We start from the raw sequence: 25,211 nt of genomic DNA, 5'->3' as shown, positions 1-25,211 counted from the left end.
TTGTGAGCGAACTCATTCGCGTACCTGACATCGGCAGCGGTGAAGGTGAAGTAATCGAGCTGTTTGTGAAGGTCGGCGACACTGTCGAAGCCGACCAGAGCATCCTGACCCTGGAATCGGACAAGGCGAGCATGGAAATCCCTGCTCCCAAAGCCGGCGTGGTCAAGAGCCTGAAAGTGAAGCTGGGCGACCGCCTGAAAGAAGGCGACGAACTGCTGGAACTGGAAATCGAAGGCGCCGCCGCGACGGCTCCTGAGGCTGCCGCGCCTGCGGCTGCCGCTCCAGCCCCTGCGGCTGAAAAACCTGCTGCTGCCGAGGCCCCAGCGGCCCCGGCTGCTGCACCTGCCGCCGCTGCGACCGTCCAGGACATTCATGTTCCGGACATCGGTTCGTCGGGCAAGGCCAAGATCATCGAGTTGCTGGTCAAGGTCGGCGATACCGTCGAAGCCGACCAGTCGCTGATCACCCTGGAATCCGACAAGGCCAGCATGGAAATTCCATCGCCGGCTGCCGGTGTGGTGGAAAGCATCGCGGTCAAGCTCGAAGACGAAGTCGGCACTGGCGACTTCATCCTCAAGCTGAAAGTTGCCGGCGCGGCCCCTGCTGCAGCACCGGCTCCAGCCGCTGCTGCGCCGGCGGCCAAGGCTGAAGCTACACCTGCTGCTGCCGCTCCTGCGCCGGCTGCAAAAGCCGAGGCCGCACCGGCCCCTGCTGCTGCGCCTGCGCCAAGCGGTGCCAAAGTGCATGCCGGCCCTGCCGTGCGCCAACTGGCCCGTGAGTTCGGCGTTGAGCTGAACGCGGTAACTGCCAGCGGTCCTCACGGCCGTGTGCTCAAGGAAGACGTGCAGGTCTACGTCAAATCCATGATGCAGAAGGCCAAGGAAGCCCCGGCTGCTGCCGGCGCAACCGGTGGTGCTGGTATTCCACCGATCCCGGTGGTGGATTTCAGCCGCTTCGGCGAAACCGAAGAAGTGCCGATGACTCGCCTGATGCAAATCGGCGCGTCGAGCCTGCACCGCAGCTGGCTGAACATCCCGCACGTGACCCAATTCGACTCGGCGGATATCACCGAGCTGGAAGCGTTCCGTATTGCCCAGAAAGCCGTGGCGGAAAAGGCCGGCGTCAAGCTGACCATCCTGCCACTGCTACTCAAGTCCTGCGCTCACCTGCTCAAGGAGCTGCCGGACTTCAACAGTTCGTTGGCCCCAAGCGGCAAGGCGATCATTCGCAAGAAGTACGTGAACATCGGCTTCGCGGTCGATACTCCGGATGGCCTGCTGGTGCCTGTGATCAAGAACGTTGATCAGAAGAGCCTGCTGCAGCTTGCCGCCGAGGCTGCTGCGCTGGCCGCCAAGGCCCGCGACAAGAAGCTCACGGCAGACGATATGCAGGGTGCTTGCTTCACCATCTCCAGCCTGGGGCACATTGGCGGCACTGGCTTCACGCCAATCGTCAACGCGCCGGAAGTGGCGATCCTTGGTGTTTCCAAGGCCACCATCCAGCCTGTGTGGGACGGCAAAGCCTTCCAGCCGAAGCTGATGCTGCCACTGTCGCTGTCCTACGATCACCGCGTGATCAACGGCGCCGCTGCTGCACGCTTCACCAAGCGTCTAAGCGACCTGCTGGCGGACATCCGCACCATCCTGCTTTAAGCAACAACAGGCCTTCTGCTCATGCAGAAGGCCTGGCTGCAGTGTTTTCCGAGCGCCACGCTCGTACCTCAACCCCGCCAATTGGCGGGGCTTTTTTTGCCTGTTCTTTAATCGCTGGAACACGCACTCTTGCAGGAGCGAGCTTGCTCGCGAAAAACCTTAACGAGAACCTGTGCATCCTGGATAAACACGTCGCCTATGAGTGCTTCGCGAGCAAGCTCGCTCCTACAGGGGCACATTTGTGAACCGGGAAGAACCACCCATCGCGCCGACTGCAGAAATCCACAGCCCGGCCGATAACCCACATATAGCACTTAGCCTTCATCCTCTCTTGTCAGCCCGTGCCACATGATGCAACCTTGCCGCAGGCAATAGTAAAGAGGGCGTGAGCCCGGCTCCGTGCGCATTTTTCCAAGCGAGTTCCCCCATGAAAAGCCAACCCGATGTCGTCCGAACGGCGGCCGAGGTCGTGACGCAATTACCGGTGCCTTCGCGCCTCGGCATGCTGCGTTTCGAACGGTTTAATGAGGCAAGCTGGGCCCTGCTGTACCTCGATCCCAATTGCGAACGCCAGTTCGGCCTGCCAGCGGTAGAACTGTGCGCCCTGATCGGTTCGCCCTATGCCAGCCTGATGGAACCCCAGGCCCGCTATCAGTTGCATGACGCGATTCAACAGCAGTTAAGCGTCAGTCCCCATTATCGGGTGCACTACACCTTGCATACACATGACGGCTCCCTGAGCCTGCTGGAGCTGGGTGAAGCCTACAAACAACACAATCGTCACTTGCTGCGTGGTTACTTGATGGTCGTCGATGGCCTGCTCAGGGATACCGACACCAGCACTCCTGCCGCCGACCTGGAAAACCAGAACAGCCGCCTGCAAATCGCCCTGGAGCTCAACCAACAGGCGCAACAGGAACAATTGCAGCACCTGGGGCGTGTACGCGCCCAACAGGAGCTGATCCTGCTGCTGGCCCGTCAGCGCTACAGCACCAACAATTCGCTGCAGGAAGCCGCCGAACTGATTACCCGCAGTGCCTGTGATATCTATCAGATTGACTGCGCCAGTATCTGGAACCTGGAAGATCAGCGCCTGGTGCCGATCTCGGCCTACCAGCGTGCCAAGCAGCAACACCACTTGCCTGAGCTCATTGATGCCAGCAGCTTCCCGGATTACCTGGAAGCCCTACAGACCAGCCGGGCCATCGACGCCAACAATGCCATGCGTGACCCTCGCACCCGGGAAATGGCCCAAAGCCTGCGGGCCAATGGCATACACGCCATGCTCGACGCCAGCATTCGTGTCGATGGTCAGGTGGTCGGCGTCTTGTGCCTGGAGCAACGAGGCAGTACCCGCACTTGGCAATCCGATGAAATCGCCTTTGCCGGCGAGTTGGCCGATCAGTTTGCCCTGGTCATCAACAACCACAACCGGCGCACTGCCACCAGCGCCTTGCACCTGTTCCAGCGGGCCGTAGAGCAAAGTGCCAACGCCTTTCTACTGGTCAATTGCACAGGCGTTGTGGAGTACGTCAACCCCAGCTTTACCGCGATCACCCAATACAGCGCTGACGAAGTCCACGGCCACAAGCTGTCGGAACTACCAGCCCTGGAGAATCTCAGCGAGTTGCTGTTCGACGCGCCGTCGAGTCTGGCCAAGAGCAACAGTTGGCAGGGTGAGTTCAAAAGCCGACGCAAAAACCTCGAGCCCTACTGGGGCCAGTTGTCGATCTCCAAGGTTTATGGCGACAACCGCGAGCTGACCCATTACATCGGCATCTACGAAGACATCACCCAGGCCAAGCTGGCTCAGCAGCGCATCGAGCGCCTGGCCTACACCGACAACCTGACCAACCTGGGTAACCGTCCGGCGTTCATCCGCAACCTCGATGAGCGCTTTGCCCGGGACAGCGACACCCCCATCAGCCTGCTGCTGGTAGACATCGACAACTTCAAGCGGATCAACGACAGCCTCGGCCACCAGACCGGCGACAAGCTGCTGATCAGCCTGGCTCGACGCTTGCGCAACAGCCTGAGCAGCAGTGGCAGCCTGGCGCGATTTGCCAGTAACGAGTTTGCGGTGCTGCTGGACGACACTGACCTGGAGACCGGCCAGCAGGTCGCCAGCCAACTGCTGATGACCCTCGACAAACCGATGTTCGTCGACAACCAACTGATCAGCGTTACCGGCTCCGTGGGCCTGGCCTGTACGCCGCTGCACGGCCGTGACCCGCAGACCCTGATGCGCAACGCAGGTCTCGCACTGCATAAGGCCAAGGCCAACGGTAAACATCAGGTACAGGTGTTTACCGAAGTACTGAACGCCGAGGCCAGCTACAAGCTGTTTGTCGAGAACAACCTGCGCCGCGCCCTGACCCAGAACGAACTGGACGTGTTCTACCAGCCCAAATTGTGTCTGCGCAGCGGCCGCTTGCTGGGCATGGAAGCGCTGTTGCGCTGGAACCATCCGGAAAAAGGCATGATCCGCCCGGATCAGTTCATCAGCGTGGCCGAAGAAACCGGGCTGATCATCCCCATCGGCAAGTGGGTCGCCCGCCAGGCCTGTCGCATGAGCAGACAACTGAGCGCCGCGGGCATGGGCAATCTGCAGGTCGCGATCAACCTGTCGCCCAAGCAGTTTTCCGACCCGGATCTGGTGGCGTCGATTGCCACGATCCTCAAGGAAGAACAACTGCCAGCCAATCTGCTGGAACTTGAACTGACCGAAGGCCTGCTGCTGGAAGCCACAGAAGACACACGCCTGCAGCTGGATCAATTGAAAAGCTTCGGCCTGACCCTGGCCATGGACGACTTCGGGACCGGGTACTCGTCGCTGAGCTACCTGAAGAAATTCCCCATCGACATCATCAAGATTGATCGCAGCTTTATCCATGAAATCCCGGATAACCAGGACGATATGGAAATCACCTCCGCAGTCATCGCCATGGCCCACAACCTCAAGCTCAAGGTGGTGGCCGAAGGCATCGAGACCGCCGAGCAGTTGGCGTTCCTGCGCCGCCACCGTTGCGACGTTGGCCAGGGCTATCTGTTCGACCGGCCAATCCCCGGTGCAGAGCTGCTTGAAAAGCTTAAACGCTACCCGCGCGGGCCAATCGCCTGACATCGCTGTAACACTCGGGCACACTGGCTGTCTGACTACTTACTGTTAACTCAACCTGACGAGAGGACTGATCATGGTCTTGCGCTCGGAAATCCTGGTGAACAAAAACGTGCTGCCCACTCAAGAACAAGCTTTGCCTGGCCGTGAAACCCCGATGGCCTTGCCCGAGACCCACTTCGTCAATGGCAACCCACTGCTGGGCCCTTTCCTCGATGACGTAGGTTTCGCGATCTTCGGCCTGGGTTGCTTCTGGGGCGCCGAGCGCAAATTCTGGCAGCGCGACGGCGTGGTCAGCACCGTGGTCGGCTATGCCGGCGGCTACACGCCGAACCCGACCTATGAAGAAGTCTGCTCCGGCCTGACCGGCCATAGCGAAGTGGTGCTGGTGGTGTATGACCAGGCCAAGGTCAAGTACGAAGACCTGCTGAAAATGTTCTGGGAACTGCACAACCCAACCCAGGGCATGCGTCAGGGCAACGACATCGGCAGCCAGTACCGTTCGGTGATCTACGCCACTACGCCTGAGCAACTCGCAGCGGCGCAAGCCAGTGCGCAGGCCTATCAGCCAGAACTGACCAAAGCGGGCCTGGGCGATATCACTACCGAAATCGATCAGGCCCCGACGGTGTACTTCGCCGAGGCCTATCACCAGCAATACCTGGCTAAAAACCCGCAGGGTTACTGCGGCATCGGCGGCACCGGCGTGACCTGTCCGATCTAAAGATCGGAGCTGCAAGTTTCAAGCTTCAAGAGGTGTACTCCAGCGCTTACTTGTAGCTTGTAGCTTGCAGATTATCGCTACTCAGCAATGAGCCAATCCATCTGCCACCCACCCTGGGTCTGCCCAAGCTGCTTGGACAACCACGGCAATAGCTCACGCAACTCTTCCTCCAGCCCCCAAGGCGGGTTGGCAATCGCCAGGCCCGAGCCGTTCAGGCTGTTGGGGGTATCCAGCGGGTGCACCAACAACTCCACCCGCAGCAACTTCGGCGCACCGGTACCGGCCAGGTCCTGGTAGAAGCGTCGCAGCATGCGCTGGTCCTTCACCGGGTACCAGATCGCCGCCACGGTCTGGCGCATGCGGCCGATGGCCTCTTTGAGGGATGCGGCACAGCGCTGCATTTCGTCGAGCTTTTCAAACGGCGGATCAATCAGCATCAGGCTGCGCTTCTCCGGCACTGGCAACAGCGCCCGTGGCACGTGCCAGCCTTCGCCCAGATGAACCTTGACCCGACGATCACCCTTCATGTTGTCCTTGAGCAGCACGCCGTCTTCCGGGTGCTTCTCGTTGAGCAGCACCCTGTCCTGGGGGCGTGTAAGGCGCCGCGCCAGTTCAGGTGAGCCGGGGTAATAACGCAACTGACCATCCGGGTTCATTTCATGCAGTACGCGCATGTAGTCGTCGGTCAGCGGCGGCAGGTCGGTTTGCCCCCACAAGCGGGCGATACCTTCCAGGTACTCACCGGTGCGGTTGGCCTGGTCGCCCTGCAGGTCATACAAGCCAATCCCGGCATGCGTGTCGAGATAGGCAAACGGCTGTTCCTTGCGCGACATCAGGGCGATGAGGCGGGTCAAGGTCAGGTGTTTGAAGACATCGGCGTGGTTGCCGGCGTGAAAGGCGTGACGATAATTCATGGTTGCTCCTGCGCAGAAGCGAAGTTTACCTTCTGCGAGGGCAAAGGTGCAGGGGCGCATGCCAGGCGGTGCTGCCGGGGCTACGCCGATTCCGATCCCAGGTACGCAGCCAGCGCCTGCTGGCTGCCATCCTGCCTGCGCGTGAAGTACGCGACCTTGTGCCTCAGGGTCGCAGGCGCAAAGGTTGTGTGTAGCTGCGCACGCTCTTCTTCCAGCCATTGCAGCAGGTTGTCGATCAAGGTATCGGGCGATTGCTCTCCCAGGTATGCAAGCAATGAAGGCGGCATTTTCCACCAAGGGCAGGCCTTTGCCGCAGTGACCGGGCCAGCCTCAACCACCAGAGGCTGACCATTGACCAGATAACGCCGAAACACCGGCAATACTTTCCCCATCTCCTCGCCCAGCCCCTGCACGATCGACAGAAAATGAACGCCATCCCAAAAGCGCAAAAACACCTCCTGCCCGTCGGGCATATACGCCTTGGTCAAGCTTTTGAGGTGGGCGAGCACCGTCTCAAGCGGACTGGATGACACCGCCAGCCACCCCCAATCCGTCGCCTCGGTGGTCGCAACCCAATCGAGGAAGCCACTGTCTGGCTCAACGACACCTACGTAAGGCATCACCTCATCCCACGCGGCGTAGGCTGTGCCTGCCCAAATCGGTTGGGGCAACACTCCTGCTGCCATTGCCCGCCAGGCGTCGAATGGCTTGGCATCGCTGGCGTTGCCGAGGATAACGAAAAGGTGTTCGGTGGGTTGCAGGGGGTGATGGGTGAGCCAGGTGCGGGGTGATAAGTGTTTCGGCATTGGGAGGGAGATTCCTTTCAGGGCGAGTCGCGGATGGATAATTGGTTTTATTGAGCGCTGGCTCTTTGGACTTGGGTGATATCGCACTGGCCACCCTTGCAGCGCTCGCACTCTTCGCAAAACGGCGCGCTGCGTTTCAGGCTAAACACTTGCACGGCGCTTAGGGGGGCCGGGATGAGCGCCAGCAGCTTTTCCTGTAGCCCTGGCATCAACGGCGTGGCGCCAGGAGCAGGGGCGCCGCCCACCTGGATCGGAACACTACTGAAAATACCGCCCGCCGAAAGCGTGATCGACTGCCCACCTGCCTGAAGAGTCACGGTGGCGCCAGCGTCGATGACGATACTTTGCCCGGCACTGACCTGAATGCTTCGGCCGGCGCGCATTTGCTGCGATCCGGCGATCACCAGATGGTCATCCTGCTTGAGTTCGGTCAGCCGGTTGCCATGGGTAACGCGCTGTTCTTCACCTTGCAGTTCGTGGCGGTCGAGACCTTTGACCAGCACGCTACGCTGGTTGTCGACCTGCACCTGCTGGTCATGCAATACGTGCTGGGTCCAGTTGCGCTGGGCGCGCAGGTAGATTTCCTCGGCGCCCTTGCGGTCCTCGATACGTAACTCGTTATAGCCACCCCCGCCAGGGCTGCTCTGGCTGCGAAAGATACTACGGGTCTTGTCCGCCGGAAGATCAAGCGGCACCGGGGTGGCTGCATTGGCCAGGCAGCCCACAACCAACGGCATATCGACGTCACCATTGACGAAGCCCACCAGCACTTCCATGCCAACCCGCGGGATCAACACTGAACCATAACGGTCATGGGCCCAGGCACTGGCCACCCGCAGCCAGCAGCTGGAATGCTCGTTATATTCTCCAGCGCGGTCCCAAGCCAATTGCACCTTGACTCGGCCGAACTCATCGCAATGGATTTCACTGTCAGCGGGCCCGGTGACTACCGCATTCTGATAGCCGGAGATCATCGGGCGCGCCTGCTTCGGCAAAGGAGGGCGAAAAATCACATCCCAAGGCGCGGCGACAAAGTCGTTGCGATAACCCTGACGAAAATCCCCCCCTGCCACCTCAATCACAGCTTCCTCCAGCACCTGGGGTTGCTTGCCCTCGTGGGTCACTTGCGTCACCAGCCACAAGTCATTCCATTCTTCGCGCGGATGCCCGGCCAACTTGAGGAACCGGCCACTGGCCAACCCTGGCTGATCACCTTTGCCATAGGCCAGGCGATAGTCGCTGCGATGACGTTCCAACGCACGCTGCGCGAGGTATTTGCCCTGGGAGCGATCGGTAAAATGACCGGGGTAATCCTGCTCTTCAAGGCTTGGAAGCTGTTCGCCAGCCACTGCACTTTCCAGCTCCAGGCGCGGCTTACGCAAATCGTAATCCCGCAGGTTCACCCCCGTGGTGCGAGTTTCCAACTGCACCGAAAACCGCTTTATCGCAGGCGTATCAGCCACCATCCCCAAACCGGGCGTATAAGGGGTAGGCTGATCAGCTTGGGTAAACACCGTCTGGTCATCGCCAAACACCAGCAGGTGCCCATCAGGCGAATGCTGGAAGTGGTAGTGCATACCCAGCTCAGCGCACAGCCGCTGGACAAAAGCCAAGTCGGTTTCGCCAAACTGCACGCAATACTCACGCTGGGGATAAGTACCGCTCAGGCGAAATTCGAACCTGTCGCCCTGCAGCCCCTGCCCCACCAAGACCAGCGCGATGATCTGCGGCACCGTCTTGTGCTGGAAGATGCGCTGGTGACTGCTGTGTTGCAGATACGCCAACTGCGGCACAAGACTGACCCGATAACGCGTCAGGCGGTGCCCAGAATCACCCTGCGCCACCCGGTAAACCAAGCCGTGAACGCCACGGCCCGAAGCATCGAAGCTGAGAAACGCCTGACGATGCAGCAAGCTTTCCAAGTCGAGATCCGGCTGCTCGCTGAGCAGTTCAAGGTCAAAACAGTAAGGCTGGCTGATGGCCTCGATACCGCTGAACTCAAGGACCTTGAGTTCGCTGGGCACGCCCTCGAGGGTCAAGGTGAAAGTACTTTGATTGGCAGGAGCGAACATCCGGTGTTTCTCTGCGAAGGGTGGGCGAACGATTCTGCACCAGCCATTTGCCGAGTTGGATGCGCCGCTGGCAAATCAGTAAATACCTACATCGTGAATGCTTGAGTCCTTCTTTGCCTCGCCTTGACACGCCCATAAAAAAACGGCCCGCCATCCAAAGGATGCGGGCCGTTTTTCAATTGAGCGGGCGATCAACGCCCTCACGAATCACTTGTTGAGGTTGTAGTCTTTCTCGGCCGCATCAAAACGCTCGACCATGCCAGCAGTCGGTGCGCCCAGCTTGCTCACGAAGTAGATCGCCAGGCTGGCAAAGATAAAGCCCGGGATGATTTCGTACAGGCCCAGCAGCTCGAAGTGTTTCCACACGATCACGGTGATCGCACCCACCAGGATGCCGGCCAGCGCGCCGTTGCGGGTCATGTTTTTCCAGATGACCGAGATCAGCACCACAGGACCGAAGGCTGCGCCGAAACCGGCCCAGGCGTAACTCACCAGGCCCAGTACGCGGTTTTCCGGGTTGGCCGCCATCGCGATAGCGATCAACGCCACCAACAGCACCATGGCCCGACCGACCCACACCAGTTCAACCTGGGAAGCATTTTTGCGCAGGAATGCTTTGTAGAAGTCTTCGGTCAGGGCGCTGGAGCACACCAGCAACTGGCAGCTCAAGGTACTCATCACTGCTGCGAGGATGGCCGATAACAGCACACCGGCGATCCATGGATTGAACAGCAGCTTGGCCAATTCGATGAACACCCGCTCTGGGTTCTCGGTCACTGGCCCCGCCACTTCCGGGTGTGCCGAGAAGTAGGCAATACCGAAGAAGCCCACCGCCACGGTGCCGCACAGGCACAGGATCATCCAGGCCATGGAAATGCGACGCGCCTTGGCAATCGACTTCACCGAATCCGCCGCCATGAAGCGCGCCAGGATGTGCGGCTGGCCAAAATAGCCCAGGCCCCAGCCCATCAGCGAGATAATCCCGATGAAGGTGGTGTTTTTCAGCATGTCGAAGCTGGTCGGATCCTTCGCTTCAATGGCCAGGAACGTGGTGTCGACACCACCGGTAGCCAGCAATACGATGATCGGCGTCAGGATCAACGCGAAGATCATCAACGTGGCTTGTACGGTGTCTGTCCAGCTCACTGCCAGGAAACCACCAATGAAGGTGTAGGCAATCGTGGCAGCAGCGCCGGCCCACAGCGCCGTCTCGTAGGACATGCCGAAGGTGCTTTCGAACAAGCGGGCACCGGCGACGATGCCGGAAGCGCAGTAAATGGTGAAGAACACCAGGATCACGACCGCAGAGATAATCCGCAGCAGGCCGCTTTTGTCTTCAAAACGGCTGGAGAAGTAGTCGGGCAGCGTCAACGCGTCGCCGTTATGTTCGGTCTGCACCCGCAGGCGACCGGCAACAAACAGCCAGTTCAGGTAAGCACCGATAATCAGGCCGATGGCGATCCAGCTTTCCGACAGGCCCGACATGTAGATGGCACCTGGCAGGCCCATCAACAACCAGCCGCTCATATCCGAGGCGCCAGCCGAGAGTGCGGTGACAACGCTACCGAGGCTGCGACCACCCAGAATGTAATCGGAAAGGTTATTGGTGGAGCGATAGGCCATGAGACCAATCAGCACCATTGCCGCGATGTAGATCACAAATGTGATCAGGGTTGGATTACTTACGCTCATTGAGTTACGCCCTGGCTTTGTTTTTATGTAGCGGCGGTCTGTCAGACCGTCAACAAAAGAGTAGCTTGTTAGACGGAGCTGCGTGCCGCGCATTTATGACTGACGTTTCCCCAGGAAAGCCATCAGCCGATGAACCCTACCTTGCAGGTGGTTGCACCTTGGGCACGAATGCTATTCAACAAACCAAATAAGGTGCAACCAGTTTCGAGAGAATTAGTTGCACCCAAGTATGTTTTTCGGCAAACGGCCTGTTTTTGCTCCTTTTCGGAGCAAAAACAGTCGACTCCAGAAGCAAATGCATCAGTACGCAGCCGATTCCGTTGGGCAAAATGGTTTTCCTGACGAGCTGCGCGACTTTTCATGAAAAAAATGGGTTGCACCCGGTTGCACCTCTTCGAGCGCAAAGCTAATCTTGCGGCAGCTGATGCCACGCAGTCGTGGCACCCATGAGGATAAAAATATGGCTACGACCACCCTTGGGGTCAAACTCGATGACCCGACCCGCGAACGCCTCAAGGCTGCCGCGACCTCCATTGATCGCACGCCACACTGGCTGATCAAGCAGGCGATTTTCAATTACCTGGAGAAACTCGAGGGTGGTGCAACCCTGAACGAGCTCAACGGCTTGGGCAGCAAGGACGCGGAGGATGCTGGCGAGGTCCAGGCCGACCACGCCCACCAATGCTTCCTGGAGTTTGCCGAGAGCATCCTGCCGCAATCGGTGCTGCGTGCCTCGATCACTGCCGCTTACCGTCGCCCCGAGCCGGAAGTGGTACCAATGCTGATCGAGCAGGCTCGCCTGCCAGCGCAAATGGCCGAGGCTACCAACAAGCTCGCCGCCTCCATTGCCGAAAAACTGCGCAACCAGAAGAACACCGGCGGACGTGCTGGCATCGTCCAGGGCCTGCTGCAAGAGTTTTCCCTATCGTCCCAGGAAGGCGTGGCACTGATGTGCCTGGCCGAAGCGCTGCTGCGTATCCCGGACAAGGGCACCCGTGATGCGCTGATCCGCGACAAGATCAGCACTGGCAACTGGCACCCACACCTGGGCAACAGCCCGTCGCTGTTCGTCAATGCCGCCACATGGGGCCTGTTGCTGACGGGCAAACTGGTCTCGACCCATAACGAAGCCGGCCTGACCTCGTCCCTGAGCCGCATCATCGGCAAAAGCGGCGAACCGATGATCCGCAAGGGCGTCGACATGGCCATGCGCCTGATGGGCGAGCAGTTCGTCACCGGCGAAACCATCGCCGAAGCCCTGGCCAATGCCAGCAAATTCGAGTCCAAGGGCTTCAGTTATTCCTACGACATGCTCGGTGAAGCCGCCCTCTCCGAACACGATGCCCAGAAGTACCTGGCCTCGTATGAACAAGCCATCCACTCGATTGGCAAAGCCTCCCACGGGCGCGGCATTTATGAAGGCCCGGGCATTTCCATCAAGCTCTCGGCCCTGCACCCGCGTTACAGCCGCGCCCAGTACGAGCGCGTCATGGAGGAGCTGTACCCGCGCCTGCTGTCCCTGACCCTGCTGGCCAAGCAATACGACATCGGCCTGAATATTGATGCCGAGGAAGCCGACCGCCTGGAGCTCTCGCTGGATCTGCTCGAGCGCCTGTGTTTCGAGCCGCAACTGACCGGCTGGAACGGCATCGGTTTTGTGATCCAGGCTTACCAGAAGCGTTGCCCATACGTGATCGACTACGTGATCGACCTGGCGCGCCGCAGCCGCCATCGCCTGATGATCCGCCTGGTGAAAGGCGCGTACTGGGACAGCGAAATCAAACGCGCCCAAGTCGAAGGCCTGGAAGGCTATCCGGTGTACACCCGCAAGGTGTACACCGATGTTTCCTACATTGCCTGCGCACGCAAACTGCTGTCGGTGCCGGAAGTCATCTACCCGCAGTTCGCTACGCACAACGCCCACACCTTGTCGGCCATCTACCACATCGCAGGTCAGAACTATTACCCCGGCCAGTACGAGTTCCAGTGCCTGCACGGCATGGGTGAGCCGCTCTACGAGCAGGTTGTAGGCAAGATTGCCGATGGCAAGTTGAACCGTCCGTGCCGCGTGTATGCACCGGTAGGTACTCACGAAACACTGCTGGCCTACCTGGTTCGCCGCCTGCTGGAAAACGGCGCCAACACCTCATTCGTCAACCGCATCGCCGACCAGTCCATCTCGATCCAGGAGTTGGTGGCCGATCCAGTGGCCAGCATCGAGCAAATGGCTACGCTGGAAGGCGGCTTCGGCCTGCCGCACCCGCGCATCCCATTGCCTCGCGACCTGTATGGCAGCGAACGCGCCAACTCTGCAGGTATCGACCTGGCCAACGAACACCGCCTGGCGTCGCTGTCTTGCGCCTTGCTGGCCACAGCCCACAACAACTGGACAGCCACGCCGATGCTCGGCTGTGCGTCGAGCAATCAAGCCGCTGCGCCGGTGCTGAATCCGTCCGACCTGCGTGACGTGGTCGGCCATGTCCAGGAAGCCACCGTCGAAGACGTCGACAACGCTCTGCAGTGCGCCCTGAACGCCGCACCGATCTGGCAGGCCACCCCGCCCGCCGAACGTGCCGCGATCCTGGAACGTGCCGCCGACTTGATGGAAGGCGAGATCCAGCCACTGATGGGCCTGCTGGCCCGCGAAGCCGGCAAGACCTTCGCCAACGCCATCGCCGAAGTGCGTGAAGCCGTGGACTTCCTGCGTTACTACGCGGTACAGGCCCGCAACGATTTCACCAACGACGTCCACCGCCCACTGGGCCCGGTGGTGTGCATCAGCCCGTGGAACTTCCCGCTGGCGATTTTCAGCGGCCAAGTTGCTGCGGCATTGGCTGCCGGTAACCCGGTACTGGCCAAGCCAGCGGAGCAAACCCCGCTGGTCGCCGCCCAGGCCGTGCGCCTGCTGCTCGAAGCCGGGATTCCGCAAGGCGTGCTGCAACTGCTGCCGGGCCAGGGCGAAACCGTCGGTGCCCGCCTGGTGGGTGACGATCGCGTCAAGGGCGTGATGTTCACCGGCTCCACCGAAGTTGCACGCTTGCTGCAACGTAACGTCGCCGGTCGCCTGGATGCCCAGGGCCGTCCGGTTCCGCTGATCGCCGAAACCGGCGGCCAGAATGCGATGATCGTTGACTCCTCGGCGCTGACCGAGCAAGTGGTCATCGACGTGGTGTCTTCGGCCTTCGACAGCGCCGGGCAACGCTGCTCGGCACTGCGCGTGCTGTGCTTGCAGGAAGATTCGGCAGACCGTGTGATCGAAATGCTCAAAGGCGCCATGGCTGAATGCCGTCTCGGCAACCCTGAGCGCCTGTCGGTCGACATTGGCCCAGTCATCGACGCCGATGCCAAGGCCGGCATCGAGAAGCACATCCAGGCCATGCGCGACAAAGGCCGCAATGTGTACCAGATGGCCATTGCCGACAGCGAAGAAACCAAACGAGGCACTTTTGTCACCCCAACCCTGATCGAACTGGAAAGCTTCGACGAGCTGCAACGGGAAATTTTCGGCCCGGTGCTGCACGTGGTGCGCTACAAGCGCAAAGAGATCGACCAACTCATCGGCCAGATCAATGCATCCGGCTACGGCCTGACCCTGGGCGTGCACACCCGTATCGACGAAACCATCGCCAAGGTGATCGACAACGTCAATGCCGGTAACGTCTACGTCAACCGCAACATCGTCGGCGCCGTGGTCGGCGTGCAACCCTTCGGCGGCGAAGGCCTGTCGGGGACGGGTCCGAAGGCCGGCGGTCCGCTGTACCTGTACCGCCTGCTGTCGACTCGACCGACGGATGCCATCGAGCAGTCCTTCGTGCGCGGTGACGCATTGGCCGCACCGGATGTACGCCTGCGGGATGCCATGAGCAAGCCAGCGACGGCCCTGCAAGCCTGGGCCGACAGCAGCAAGCTTGGCGACTTGAGCGCACTGTGCGTGCAGTTCGCTGCCCAATCCCAAAGTGGCATCACCCGCCAATTGGCCGGCCCAACCGGTGAGCGCAACAGCTACGCCATCCTGCCCCGCGAGCACGTGCTGTGCCTGGCGGAAGTGGAAGGCGACCTGCTGACCCAACTGGCGGCGGTACTGGCCGTAGGCGGTTCGGCGGTTTGGCCGGAAGCTGACGTGACCAAGGCATTGTTCGCACGTCTCCCGAAGGAAGTTCAGGCGCGCATCAAACTGGTGGCCGACTGGAACAAGGACGAGGTGGTGTTTGATGCGGTTCTGCATCATGGCCACTCCGATCAGTTACGCGAGGTTTGCCAGCAAGTGGCCAAGCGTGCAGGTGCGATTGTTGGAGTTCATGGGCTGTCGCAAGGCGAGACCAACATTGCGCTGGAGCGCCTGGTGATCGAGCGGGCGTTGAGCGTCAATACGGCTGCTGCCGGAGGCAATGCCAGTTTGATGACCATCGGCTGATCACACTGATCGTTCCCACGCGTGGGAACGATCCATATCTCACGGCCCCGCTCGTTCCCATGCTCCGCGTGGGAACGCCTCTTGGGACGCTCCGCGTCCCGCCATACGGGCACGACTCAAGCCTTGTGCAAGGAGCGACGCAGAGCGTCACGGGCTGCATTCCCACGCAGAGCGTGGGAACGATCCATATCTCACGGGCCCCGCTCGTTCCCACGCGTGGGAGCGATCTCCTCCCCCTGCGTTCTGCCTCTCCATCACCCAGATCAATCTTGCTATCCAGCCTCTATTTGCGCGCTTAGACTCGGCACACTCCCCCACAGGTAAGCCGCCATGTCCGAGACGTTGCTCAGTTCCCGCAATTTGGCTTTCGAGCTGTACGAAGTCCTCGATGCCGAGGGCCTGACCCAACGCGAGCGATTTGCCGAACACAATCGCGAAACCTTCGACGCCGCCATTGGCACCGCCCGCAGCATTGCCGAAAAGTATTTCGCCCCACACAACCGCAAGGGTGACGAAAACGAGCCACGCTTTGAGCAGGGTCAGGCGATTCTGATTCCAGAAGTGAAACCCGCTGTCGATGCCTTCCTTGAAGCCGGCTTTCTCAACGCTGCCCGCAGCTTCGAAGCAGGTGGCATGCAATTGCCCACCTTGCTGTCCCAGGCTTGTTTTGCCCATTTCCAGTCAGCCAACGCCGCCTCCACGTCTTATCCGTTTTTGACCATGGGCGCCGCCAACCTGATCGAAAGCTTCGGTACCGAGGAACAGAAACAGCGTTTCCTGCAACCGATGATCGAGGGCCGCTTCTTCGGCACCATGGCCCTGACCGAACCCCATGCCGGCTCGTCCCTTTCAGATATCCGTACCCGCGCGGAACCGGCGACTGACGGCACCTATCGCCTCAAGGGCAACAAGATCTTTATCTCCGGCGGCGACCACCCACTGTCGGAAAACATCGTGCACATGGTGCTGGCCAAGCTGCCTGAGGCGCCGGCCGGGGTGAAAGGCATTTCGCTGTTTATCGTGCCCAAGTTCCTGGTCAATGATGACGGCAGCCTGGGCAAGCGCAACGACGTGTTGCTGGCCGGGTTGTTCCACAAGATGGGCTGGCGCGGCACCACATCGACGGCGCTGAATTTCGGCGATAACGGGGAGTGCGTCGGCTATTTGGTAGGCAAGCCGCACCAAGGCCTGAGTTGCATGTTCCAAATGATGAACGAGGCGCGGATTGGTGTCGGCATGGGTGCAGTGATGCTCGGTTACGCCGGTTACCTTTACTCGCTGGAGTACGCCCGGCAGCGCCCCCAAGGCCGCCTGCCAGACAGCAAGGACCCGAACACCGCACCGGTAGCGATCATTCATCACGCCGATATCAAACGCATGCTGCTGACCCAAAAGGCCTATGTAGAAGGCGCGTTCGACCTGGGTCTGTATGCGGCCCGCCTGTTCGACGACACCACGACCCTTGAAACCGAAACCGCCCGCAAACAGGTCCATGAGCTGCTCGACCTGCTGACTCCCATCGTCAAGTCCTGGCCATCGGAGTTCTGCCTGAAAGCCAACGAACTGGCGATCCAGGTCCTCGGTGGCCACGGCTACACCCGCGAATACCCGGTAGAACAATACTACCGCGACAACCGCCTGAACCCGATCCACGAGGGCACCCATGGCATTCAGTCCCTGGATTTACTGGGCCGCAAACTCGCTCAGAACGGTGGCGCGGGCTTGAAGCAACTGATTCGCCTGATCGCTGAAACCGGCGCACGGGCGCAGGCCTACCCTACGCTGATTGCACTAAGGGACCCCCTGGAACAGCTGGTGGCACGCTTGCAAAGCGTCACCCTCGGGCTATTGACCGATCTCGCCCAAGGCAAGGTCAACAGCGGTCTGGCGAACTCTGCGCTGTACCTGAAAGTGTTCGGGCATACGGTAATTGGCTGGCGCTGGCTGGAACAGGCGATCCGCGCCGAAGAAGGGTTGGCCAAGAATAACGCTGCGGATGTCGCCTTTTATAAAGGCAAGCTGCAAGCCGCCCGGTACTTCCTGACCTGGGAAATACCGAGCTGCCATCATGAGCTGGCGATTCTTGAGGCACGGGACGATACGTGCCTGAGCATGCAGGACGAGTGGTTCTAGTCAGGACTGACCGATCGCCTTGGAAATCACCTCGACCGTGGCGCTGACTTGCTCTTGGTAACGGTCAAGCTCCTGCTGGTGGCGCTGCTGCATTTCAATCTGTTCGGCGCACAGGTTCAGCGCCGCCAGTACCAGCAACTTGTCACCAATCAGGGTTGGGTACTTTTTCTTGGTGATGGCCAAAGACGCCTTCAACATCGTCACGGCGCTCATCAGGATAGTGTCTTCCCCCTCCGGTGCCTTGATCGAGTAATCCTCACCGAGAATCGAAACGACTTTTACCCCCTCGGTGCCTTGACTCATGCGCTGACAGGGCCTGCGCTTACACGCTCAACCAACGCCTGGATACGCGCGGCAGTAGTGCCCTGCTTTTCTTCCTGTTCCATCAGGTTCAGCTGCAAGCTGTCGTTTTCATCCTTGGCGCGGGCCAGTTCTTCCTTGAGGGATTCGTTGCTGCCCAACAAGTCCTGGTTCTGCTGTACCAAGTCATTGACCAGTTGTTCCAATTGGCTGAGGGATGCTTCTAACATTTTGATTTCTCGGGCATTTAAAAAGGGCGGTGACGATAAAGAAAATTCACCTCGGATGCCAGGGTTATCCTGGCGCGCGGCCTTGATTTTACAGGGCAGGCCACGCTTTCAAGCCTTAGTGACTGCTTTTGCGTCATCTGGTTCCAGGCCCCACCCATATTCACGCCAATTGCGACAAAAGGGTGTCCCCCTCAAAACGTTAGTCGTATGGCCGATGAGCAAGATCCACCGCCCAAGGCATCTACGAAAAACTGATCGATACCGACGATGGCTATGATCAGGTGCAAGAAATATGTGCATCAAGCCAGCTCCCGCATTTGATCTTCACCACTCAAAAAAGCTTTTTGACAACGCAGCATTTCAACAGGTTAGAATCACTGGCACGTAGACTGCATGGTCAGTTTGCGTCTCGCTTTTCTTGCCCACGGAGTACAGCCCTTGAATGCAACGACCATCAACAGCCTGTTCTTGATCGGCGCGTTGCTGGTAAGTGCGAGCATTCTGGTGAGTTCCCTTTCGTCCCGCCTGGGCATCCCGATTTTGGTAATCATCCTGGCCGTCGGCATGCTTGCCGGCGTCGATGGCGGCGGCATCATCTTCAATAATTACCCGACGGCCTACCTTGTGGGTAACCTGGCACTGGCCGTGATCTTGCTGGACGGTGGCTTGCGCACACGGGTGACGAGTTTTCGCGTGGCACTGTGGCCAGCTTTGTCGCTGGCCACCGTGGGGGTGTTGATTACCACCGGCCTCACGGGCATGGCGGCGGCCTGGTTGTTCGACCTCAACATCATTCAAGGTTTGTTGATCGGCGCCATCGTTGGCTCCACCGACGCCGCTGCCGTGTTCTCGCTCTTGGGCGGCAAGGGCCTGAACGAGCGGGTCAGCGCCAGCCTGGAGATCGAATCCGGCAGCAACGACCCGATGGCAGTGTTCCTCACCGTCACCCTGATCGACATGCTCGCCAGCGGCCAGACCGGCCTGCACTGGAGCCTGCTGGGCCATCTGATCCGCGAGTTTGGTATCGGCGGCATCATCGGCCTGGGCGGCGGCTGGTTGATGCTGCAAATGGTCAATCGTATCAACCTGGCCAACGGCCTGTACCCGATCCTGGTAATTGCCGGCGGCCTGGCGGTGTTCGCCCTGACCAACACCCTGCACGGCAGCGGCTTCCTCGCGGTGTACCTGTGCGGCCTGGTAATCGGCAACCGCCCGGTGCGCAGCCGCCACGGTATCCTGCATATGCTCGACGGCATGGCCTGGCTGGCACAGATCGGTATGTTCCTGGTACTGGGCCTGCTGGTTACTCCCCATGATTTGTTGCCAATTGCCTTGCCGGCCCTGGGCCTGGCGCTGTGGATGATCCTGTTCGCGCGGCCACTGTCGGTGATGGTTGGCTTGCTGCCATTCAAGGCCTTCCACAGTCGGGAAAAGGCCTTTATTGCCTGGGTTGGCCTGCGCGGTGCGGTGCCGATCATTCTCGCGGTGTTCCCCCTGATGGCCGGCCTGCCCCACGCCCAGCTGTACTTCAACCTCGCGTTTTTTATCGTGCTGGTGTCGTTGCTGGTCCAGGGCACCAGCCTGCCGTGGGTCGCCAAATTGTTGAAAGTGACGGTACCGCCAGAACCTGCACCGATTTCCCGAGCGGCCCTGGAAGTCCATGTCACCAGCGAGTGGGAGCTGTTCGTCTACCGCCTGGGTGCAGAGAAATGGTGTATCGGCGCCGCCCTTCGTGAGTTGAAAATGCCCGAAGGCACTCGTATCGCCGCGCTGTTTCGCGGCCAACAATTGCTCCATCCGTCGGGTAGTACAGTACTGGAAGTCGACGATTTACTCTGTGTGATCGGCCACGAACACAACCTGCCAGCCCTCGGCAAACTGTTCAGCCAGGCGCCTCAACGAGGCCTCGACCTGCGCTTCTTCGGCGACTTCGTGCTGGAGGGCGACGCCCACCTGGGCGCGGTTTCGGCCCTGTACGGGCTCAAGCTCGAGGGCATCGACCCGGACCTGCCATTGAGCCGCTTCATCACCCAGAAAGTGGGGGGTGCACCGGTGGTGGGCGACCAGGTGGAATGGAACAACACCATCTGGACCGTCGCCGTCATGGACGGGAACAAGATCGGCAAAGTGGGCGTCAGATTCCCCGAAGGAAGTCGCCCGGGCCCCGGACTCTTCCTCTAAACTGCCGAGTGATGGCGTGCCATTTGACGTCAGGGCGCCTCCCGATCTCTTCTTCTTGTTCGACCGGTATCCATGACAATCCTGCGCACTTTTTTAGCCACTGCCCTGCTGGGCCTGAGCCTTTGTGTCGGTACCGTGCAAGCCGCCGACCCGCCCAACGTCGACGCAGTCCAGCAAACCCTGGATAAACTGCCCGAGCGCAAACTGCCGGATGCCGATATGAAGGCACTGCAGAGCATTCTGCAGCAGACCTTGACCTTCCTGGGCAACCAGCAGGACTACCAGCAGCGCCTGGCCGACCTCAAGCGCCAATTGGAAGACGCCCCGCGCCGAACCACGGAAAACCAGCGTGAACTGACCCGCCTCAAGGCCACCAAGGTCATTCCGGTCGCTCAACGCTATGCCACCCTGCCAATACCACAGCTTGAGCAACTGCTGGTGCAGCGCAGCACCCAACAAGGCGACCTGCAAAAGGAACTGGCCGATGCCAACAGCCTGACCATCGCCGCCCAGACCCGCCCCGAACGCGCCCAAACCGAAATCAGCAGCAGCCAGACCCGTATTCAGCAGATCAATGCCATTCTCAAGGCAGGCAAAGACGATGGTAAAACCCTCAACGGTGACCAGCGCAACCAACTGAATGCCGAACTGGCAGCCCTCAATGCCCTGATCCCATTGCGTCGCCAGGAATTGGCCGGCAACAGCCAACTGCAAGACCTGGGTAATAGCCAGCACGACCTGGTAGTGGAAAAAGCCACGCGCCTGGAGCAGGAAATCCAGGACTTGCAAACCCTGATCAACCAGAAACGCCTTGCTCAGTCCCAGGAGACCGTAACCCAGCAATCCATCGAAGCGCAGAAAGCCGGCGGCAGCAGCCTGCTCGCCACGGAAAGCACGGCCAACCTGAAACTTTCCGACTACTTGCTCAAAAGTACTGACCGGCTCAACGAGCTGACCCAGAAGAACCTGCAGACCAAGCAACAACTGGACAGCGTGACCCAAAGCGACTCGGCCCTGGACGAGCAGATCAACGTGCTCAAGGGCAGCCTGTTGCTGTCGAAGATCCTCTATCAGCAAAAACAGGCGCTGCCACGCCTGGCGGTGGATCGCGACCTGGCGGACGACATCGCCAACATTCGCCTGTACCAGTTCGAGGTCAACCAACAACGCGAACTGATCACCACCCCCAGCACTTACGTGGATAATTTGCTGGCCTCCCAGCCAGCGGACCAGGTCACGCCACAGCTGCGCCGGACTCTGCTGGAGCTGGCGATTACCCGTAGCGACCTGCTGGAACGCCTGAACCGCGAGTTGAGTGCGCTGCTCAACGAATCCATCACCCTGCAGTTGAACCAGAAACAACTGCTCAGTACCACCACCAATTTGCGGGCAACCCTCGACGAGCAGATGTTCTGGATCCCCAGCAACAAACCGCTGGACACCGAGTGGTTGGAGGTCGTGCCGGAGCGTTTGGATAAACAGGTCACCACCCTGCCCTGGGCCTCCAGCGTCAGCGAGCTGTACGATGGCCTGACCCAACGCCCGCTACTGTTCCTGCCCCTGTTGCTACTGATCGGCGCCTTGCTATGGCGGCGCAGCTCCCTGTACACCCGCCTAAAGAAAATCCACCTGGACATCGGTCACTTCAAGCGCGACAGCCAATGGCACACGCCTGTGGCGATTCTGGTGAATATACTGCTGGCGATGCCAGTGGCGCTGGGCCTGGCACTGTGCGGCTATGCCCTTCAAATCGACGCCCGTGGGCAAAACGCCAACCTGGGCGCAGCGCTGCTGCAGACTGCCCAGGCGTGGCTGGTGTTCTACACCGCCTATCGGATTCTCGCGCCGGGCGGCGTGGCCGAGCTGCACTTTCGCTGGGAAAAACCCCAGGTCGAATTCCTCCAGGGCTGGATCCGCAAGCTGGGACTGGTGGTACTGGCCTTAGTGGCCGTGGTGGCCATTGCCGAACATCAACCGGCTGCACTGGCGGATGACGTGTTGGGCATCGGCGTGGTGCTGGCCTGCTACGCGCTGATGACATGGTTGCTCAGCCGCCTGTTGCTCAAAAGTCCGACCCATGAAAAAGCCTCGCTGTTTCGCAAGGCCCTCGGCTTGCTGTTCACCGCCTTGCCCATCGCACTGTTCCTGGCCGTGTGTTTTGGCTACTACTACACCGCCCTCAAACTCAGTGATCGGCTGATCAACACCCTGTACCTGCTGATGTTCTGGCTGGTGATCGAGGCCACCTTCGTCCGGGGCCTGGGCGTTGCCGCGCGACGCCTGGCCTATTCCCGGGCACTGGCAAAGCGCCAAGCCGCCAAGGAGGCCGGCGACGGCGAAGCGGTGATCGAAGAGCCAACCCTGGACATCGAACAGGTCAACGAACAGTCGATGCGACTGATCCGCCTGGCCTTGCTCGGCGGTTTTATCGCCGCGCTGTACTGGGTCTGGTCGGACCTGATTTCGGTATTCTCCTATCTGGATAATGTCACCCTCTACGAATACACCAGCGGCACCGGCGCCAACATCAGCATGGTGCCCATCAGCATCGGCGACATGCTGGGGGCGTTGATCATCATCGGTATCACCTTCGCCCTCGCACGTAACCTGCCTGGCCTGCTGGAAGTATTGGTGCTGTCCAAGCTGGACTTGGCCCAAGGCAGCGCCTACGCCACCACCACGTTGCTGTCCTACGTCATTGCCGGCGTGGGTTTTGTCTCCACCCTGTCCACCCTCGGCGTGAGCTGGGACAAGTTGCAGTGGCTGGTGGCAGCACTATCAGTGGGGCTCGGCTTTGGCATGCAGGAGATCTTCGCCAACTTCATCTCCGGCATCATGATCCTGTTCGAGCGCCCGGTACGGATCGGTGACACCATCACCATCGGTAATCTGTCGGGCACGGTGAGTAAGATCCGCATCCGCGCCACCACCATTACCGACTTCGACCGCAAGGACATCATCGTCCCGAACAAGACGTTCATTACCGGGCAACTGATCAACTGGTCACTGACCGATACCGTCACGCGGGTCACCCTGAAACTGGGGGTGGACTACGGGTCCGACCTGGACCTGGTGAAGGAGTTACTGCTCAAGGCGGCCAGGGAAAACCCCAGGGTATTGAAAGAGCCGGAACCCCTTGTGTACTTCCTGAACTTCGGCGACAGCACCCTCGACCACGAACTGCGCATGCACGTACGCGACCTCGGGGACCGTAATCCGGTACTCGATGAGGTCAACCGCTTTATCAACCGCGAGTTCAAGAAGCAGCACATCAACATCTCGTTCCGACAGATGGAGATCTACCTGAAAAACCTTAACGGCCAGGAATACAAGTTGGCACCGGTGGAAGAAAATCACAAAACCATCCAACCTCCCGCCAAGGACCAGGAGCCCCCCGAACCACCCCCTGGTAAAGTCGAGGACGCGCCAGAGCCGCCGCCCACCAAGCTCGACTAAATGCACTATCCCCAGCAGAATGGTCGGACATTTTGCTGGGAGATGGCCGTTGAAAGCCCTCGACGAACTGACCTTCGATAACCGCTTCGCCCGACTGGGCGACGGCTTCTCAACCCATGTGCTGCCTGAGCCCATCGACGAACCGCGCCTGGTCGTCGCCAGCAAGGCGGCCATGGCCCTGCTTGACCTTGACCCTGCTGTTGCACAAACCCCGGTATTTGCCGAACTGTTCAGCGGGCACAAGCTGTGGGCCGAGGCGGAGCCGCGGGCGATGGTCTATTCAGGGCATCAATTTGGTTCCTACAACCCGCAATTGGGGGACGGTCGCGGCTTGCTCCTGGGCGAGGTGTACAACGAGGCTGGCGAACACTGGGACTTGCACCTCAAGGGTGCCGGACAGACGCCTTACTCGCGCATGGGTGATGGGCGTGCGGTGCTGCGTTCCTCGATTCGTGAGTTTCTCGCCTCCGAAGCTCTGCATGCCCTGGGCATTCCCAGCAGTCGAGCCCTGTGCGTGATCGGCTCGAGCACCCCGGTGTGGCGTGAGAAACAGGAGCGAGCCGCCATGGTTCTGCGCCTGGCGCCAAGCCATATACGTTTCGGTCACTTCGAATACTTCTACTACACCAAGAAACCCGAACAACAAAAGCAACTGGCCGAACATGTCTTGAAACTACACTTCCCCGAGTGCCAGGAACAACCCGAGCCGTACTTGGCAATGTTCCACGAGATCGTTGAGCGCAACGCCGAACTGATCGCCAAGTGGCAGGCCTATGGGTTCTGTCACGGGGTGATGAATACCGACAACATGTCGATCCTCGGCATTACGTTCGACTTCGGGCCGTTCGCCTTCCTCGACGACTTCGATGCGCAGTTCATCTGCAACCATTCCGATGACCAGGGGCGTTATTCGTTCAGCAATCAGGTGCCTATCGGCCAGTGGAACCTCAGTGCGCTGGCCCAGGCACTGACGCCATTCATCAGCGTCGAAGCCTTGCGCGAAACCCTTGGCTTGTACCTACCCCTGTACCAGGCTCATTACCTGGACCTGATGCGTCGTCGCTTGGGCTTTACCACTGCCGAGGAAGATGACCAGAAGCTGGTGGAACGCCTCCTGCAACTGATGCAGGGCAGTGGCGTTGACTACACCCTGTTCTTGCGCCGACTGGGGGATGAATCGGCGGTATTGGCCGTGACGCGGTTGCGCGATGATTTTGTGGATATCAAGGCGTTTGATGCCTGGGCTGAGTTGTACAAGGCCCGTGTCGAGCGGGACGCCAATGGTAGCGAAGAGCAAAGGCGCGAGCGGATGCATGCAGTGAACCCACTGTATATCCTGCGCAATTACCTCGCAGAAAACGCTATCACCGCTGCCGAGTCAGGTGACTACAACGAAGTGCGCCGGCTGCATGAAGTGCTGAGCAAACCATTTGAGGAGCAGCCGGGAATGGAGCAGTACGCCCAGCGGCCACCGGATTGGGGCAAGCATTTGGAGATCAGTTGCTCTTCATAGAGCCAT

Annotated in this window: 14 protein-coding genes; 8 read left to right on the top strand and 6 right to left on the bottom strand. The window is 59.9% G+C overall.

Translation table 11 applies throughout. The features are described from left to right. Positions 1-2 precede the first annotated feature (2 nt). The 3 genes from aceF to msrA all read left to right on the top strand — a co-directional run bounded on the left by aceF (position 3) and on the right by msrA (position 5,494). On the top strand, positions 3-1,652 hold the full coding sequence (gene aceF / locus GIR22_RS05575; protein ID WP_178122105.1) for a dihydrolipoyllysine-residue acetyltransferase: 1,650 nt from the start codon (positions 3-5) through the stop codon (positions 1,650-1,652). A 427-nt stretch (positions 1,653-2,079) separates the two neighbouring features. Beyond that, positions 2,080-4,773, top strand: a complete 2,694-nt coding sequence (locus tag GIR22_RS05570; RefSeq protein ID WP_154742358.1) for a putative bifunctional diguanylate cyclase/phosphodiesterase — start codon at positions 2,080-2,082, stop codon at positions 4,771-4,773. Positions 4,774-4,846: 73 nt separating this feature from the next. After that, positions 4,847-5,494: a peptide-methionine (S)-S-oxide reductase MsrA gene (msrA, locus tag GIR22_RS05565; protein ID WP_154742357.1), complete on the top strand. Its 648-nt coding sequence runs from the start codon at positions 4,847-4,849 to the stop codon at positions 5,492-5,494. 77 nt (positions 5,495-5,571) lie between these two features. On the opposite strand, the gene GIR22_RS05560 is transcribed toward msrA, so the two are convergent. The 4 genes from GIR22_RS05560 to putP form a co-directional block, all read right to left on the bottom strand. Continuing rightward, positions 5,572-6,408: a 23S rRNA (adenine(2030)-N(6))-methyltransferase RlmJ gene (locus GIR22_RS05560; protein WP_154742356.1), complete on the bottom strand. Its 837-nt coding sequence runs from the start codon at positions 6,406-6,408 to the stop codon at positions 5,572-5,574. A gap of 80 nt (positions 6,409-6,488) precedes the next feature. Next, positions 6,489-7,214 carry a DUF4123 domain-containing protein gene (locus tag GIR22_RS05555; RefSeq protein ID WP_154742355.1) on the bottom strand — a complete coding sequence of 242 codons (726 nt, stop codon included), beginning with the start codon at positions 7,212-7,214 and terminating at the stop codon, positions 6,489-6,491. A 47-nt stretch (positions 7,215-7,261) separates the two neighbouring features. After that, a complete protein-coding gene (locus GIR22_RS05550) occupies positions 7,262-9,286 on the bottom strand; it encodes a type VI secretion system Vgr family protein (RefSeq protein ID WP_154742354.1) in 2,025 nt (674 codons plus the stop codon). Positions 9,287-9,493: 207 nt separating this feature from the next. Further along, positions 9,494-10,978, bottom strand: a complete 1,485-nt coding sequence (gene putP, locus GIR22_RS05545; RefSeq protein WP_154742353.1) for a sodium/proline symporter PutP — start codon at positions 10,976-10,978, stop codon at positions 9,494-9,496. Positions 10,979-11,438: 460 nt separating this feature from the next. Here putP and putA point away from each other — a divergent pair, with 460 nt between their 5' ends. Both putA and GIR22_RS05535 read left to right on the top strand, forming a co-directional pair. Next, positions 11,439-15,392: a trifunctional transcriptional regulator/proline dehydrogenase/L-glutamate gamma-semialdehyde dehydrogenase gene (putA, locus tag GIR22_RS05540; RefSeq protein WP_154742352.1), complete on the top strand. Its 3,954-nt coding sequence runs from the start codon at positions 11,439-11,441 to the stop codon at positions 15,390-15,392. Between the two features lie 330 nt (positions 15,393-15,722). Then, positions 15,723-17,525: an acyl-CoA dehydrogenase gene (locus GIR22_RS05535; RefSeq protein ID WP_154742351.1), complete on the top strand. Its 1,803-nt coding sequence runs from the start codon at positions 15,723-15,725 to the stop codon at positions 17,523-17,525. Here GIR22_RS05535 and GIR22_RS05530 read toward each other — a convergent pair whose 3' ends face one another. Both GIR22_RS05530 and GIR22_RS05525 read right to left on the bottom strand, forming a co-directional pair. Then, a complete protein-coding gene (locus GIR22_RS05530) occupies positions 17,526-17,828 on the bottom strand; it encodes a cell division protein ZapA (protein ID WP_154742350.1) in 303 nt (100 codons plus the stop codon). Next, positions 17,825-18,055, bottom strand: a complete 231-nt coding sequence (locus GIR22_RS05525; protein ID WP_154742349.1) for a hypothetical protein — start codon at positions 18,053-18,055, stop codon at positions 17,825-17,827. The genes GIR22_RS05530 and GIR22_RS05525 overlap by 4 nt, the downstream gene beginning before the upstream one ends. A 438-nt stretch (positions 18,056-18,493) precedes the next feature. Between GIR22_RS05525 and GIR22_RS05520 the strand changes: the two genes are divergently transcribed. The 3 genes from GIR22_RS05520 (at position 18,494) to selO (ending at position 25,205) form a co-directional block, all read left to right on the top strand. Further along, on the top strand, positions 18,494-20,236 hold the full coding sequence (locus GIR22_RS05520) for a potassium/proton antiporter (RefSeq protein WP_154742348.1): 1,743 nt from the start codon (positions 18,494-18,496) through the stop codon (positions 20,234-20,236). Positions 20,237-20,308: 72 nt separating this feature from the next. Further along, complete coding sequence (gene mscK, locus GIR22_RS05515; RefSeq protein WP_154742347.1) at positions 20,309-23,692, top strand: mechanosensitive channel MscK; 3,384 nt, start codon at positions 20,309-20,311, stop codon at positions 23,690-23,692. Positions 23,693-23,741: 49 nt separating this feature from the next. Then, on the top strand, positions 23,742-25,205 hold the full coding sequence (gene selO / locus GIR22_RS05510) for a protein adenylyltransferase SelO (protein ID WP_154742346.1): 1,464 nt from the start codon (positions 23,742-23,744) through the stop codon (positions 25,203-25,205). The last annotated feature ends 6 nt before the right edge of the window (positions 25,206-25,211 follow it).

Origin of the sequence: Pseudomonas karstica, from assembly GCF_009707515.1 — a bacterium.
Lineage (GTDB): Bacteria > Pseudomonadota > Gammaproteobacteria > Pseudomonadales > Pseudomonadaceae > Aquipseudomonas > Aquipseudomonas karstica.
The sequence above is the reverse complement of the archived record's forward strand: the minus strand, read 5'-3'. Positions and strand labels throughout refer to the sequence as shown.

What these genes read in the sequence shown, in the direction of transcription:
- GIR22_RS05525 (WP_154742349.1), bottom strand. Translation starts at nt 18,055, where the DNA reads ATGTTAGAAGCATCCCTCAGCCAATTGGAACAACTGGTCAATGACTTG.
- mscK (WP_154742347.1), top strand. Translation starts at nt 20,309, where the DNA reads ATGACAATCCTGCGCACTTTTTTAGCCACTGCCCTGCTGGGCCTGAGC.
- GIR22_RS05550 (WP_154742354.1), bottom strand. Translation starts at nt 9,286, where the DNA reads ATGTTCGCTCCTGCCAATCAAAGTACTTTCACCTTGACCCTCGAGGGC.
- GIR22_RS05530 (WP_154742350.1), bottom strand. Translation starts at nt 17,828, where the DNA reads ATGAGTCAAGGCACCGAGGGGGTAAAAGTCGTTTCGATTCTCGGTGAG.
- msrA (WP_154742357.1), top strand. Translation starts at nt 4,847, where the DNA reads ATGGTCTTGCGCTCGGAAATCCTGGTGAACAAAAACGTGCTGCCCACT.
- GIR22_RS05555 (WP_154742355.1), bottom strand. Translation starts at nt 7,214, where the DNA reads ATGCCGAAACACTTATCACCCCGCACCTGGCTCACCCATCACCCCCTG.
- GIR22_RS05570 (WP_154742358.1), top strand. Translation starts at nt 2,080, where the DNA reads ATGAAAAGCCAACCCGATGTCGTCCGAACGGCGGCCGAGGTCGTGACG.
- putA (WP_154742352.1), top strand. Translation starts at nt 11,439, where the DNA reads ATGGCTACGACCACCCTTGGGGTCAAACTCGATGACCCGACCCGCGAA.
- putP (WP_154742353.1), bottom strand. Translation starts at nt 10,978, where the DNA reads ATGAGCGTAAGTAATCCAACCCTGATCACATTTGTGATCTACATCGCG.
- GIR22_RS05560 (WP_154742356.1), bottom strand. Translation starts at nt 6,408, where the DNA reads ATGAATTATCGTCACGCCTTTCACGCCGGCAACCACGCCGATGTCTTC.
- GIR22_RS05535 (WP_154742351.1), top strand. Translation starts at nt 15,723, where the DNA reads ATGTCCGAGACGTTGCTCAGTTCCCGCAATTTGGCTTTCGAGCTGTAC.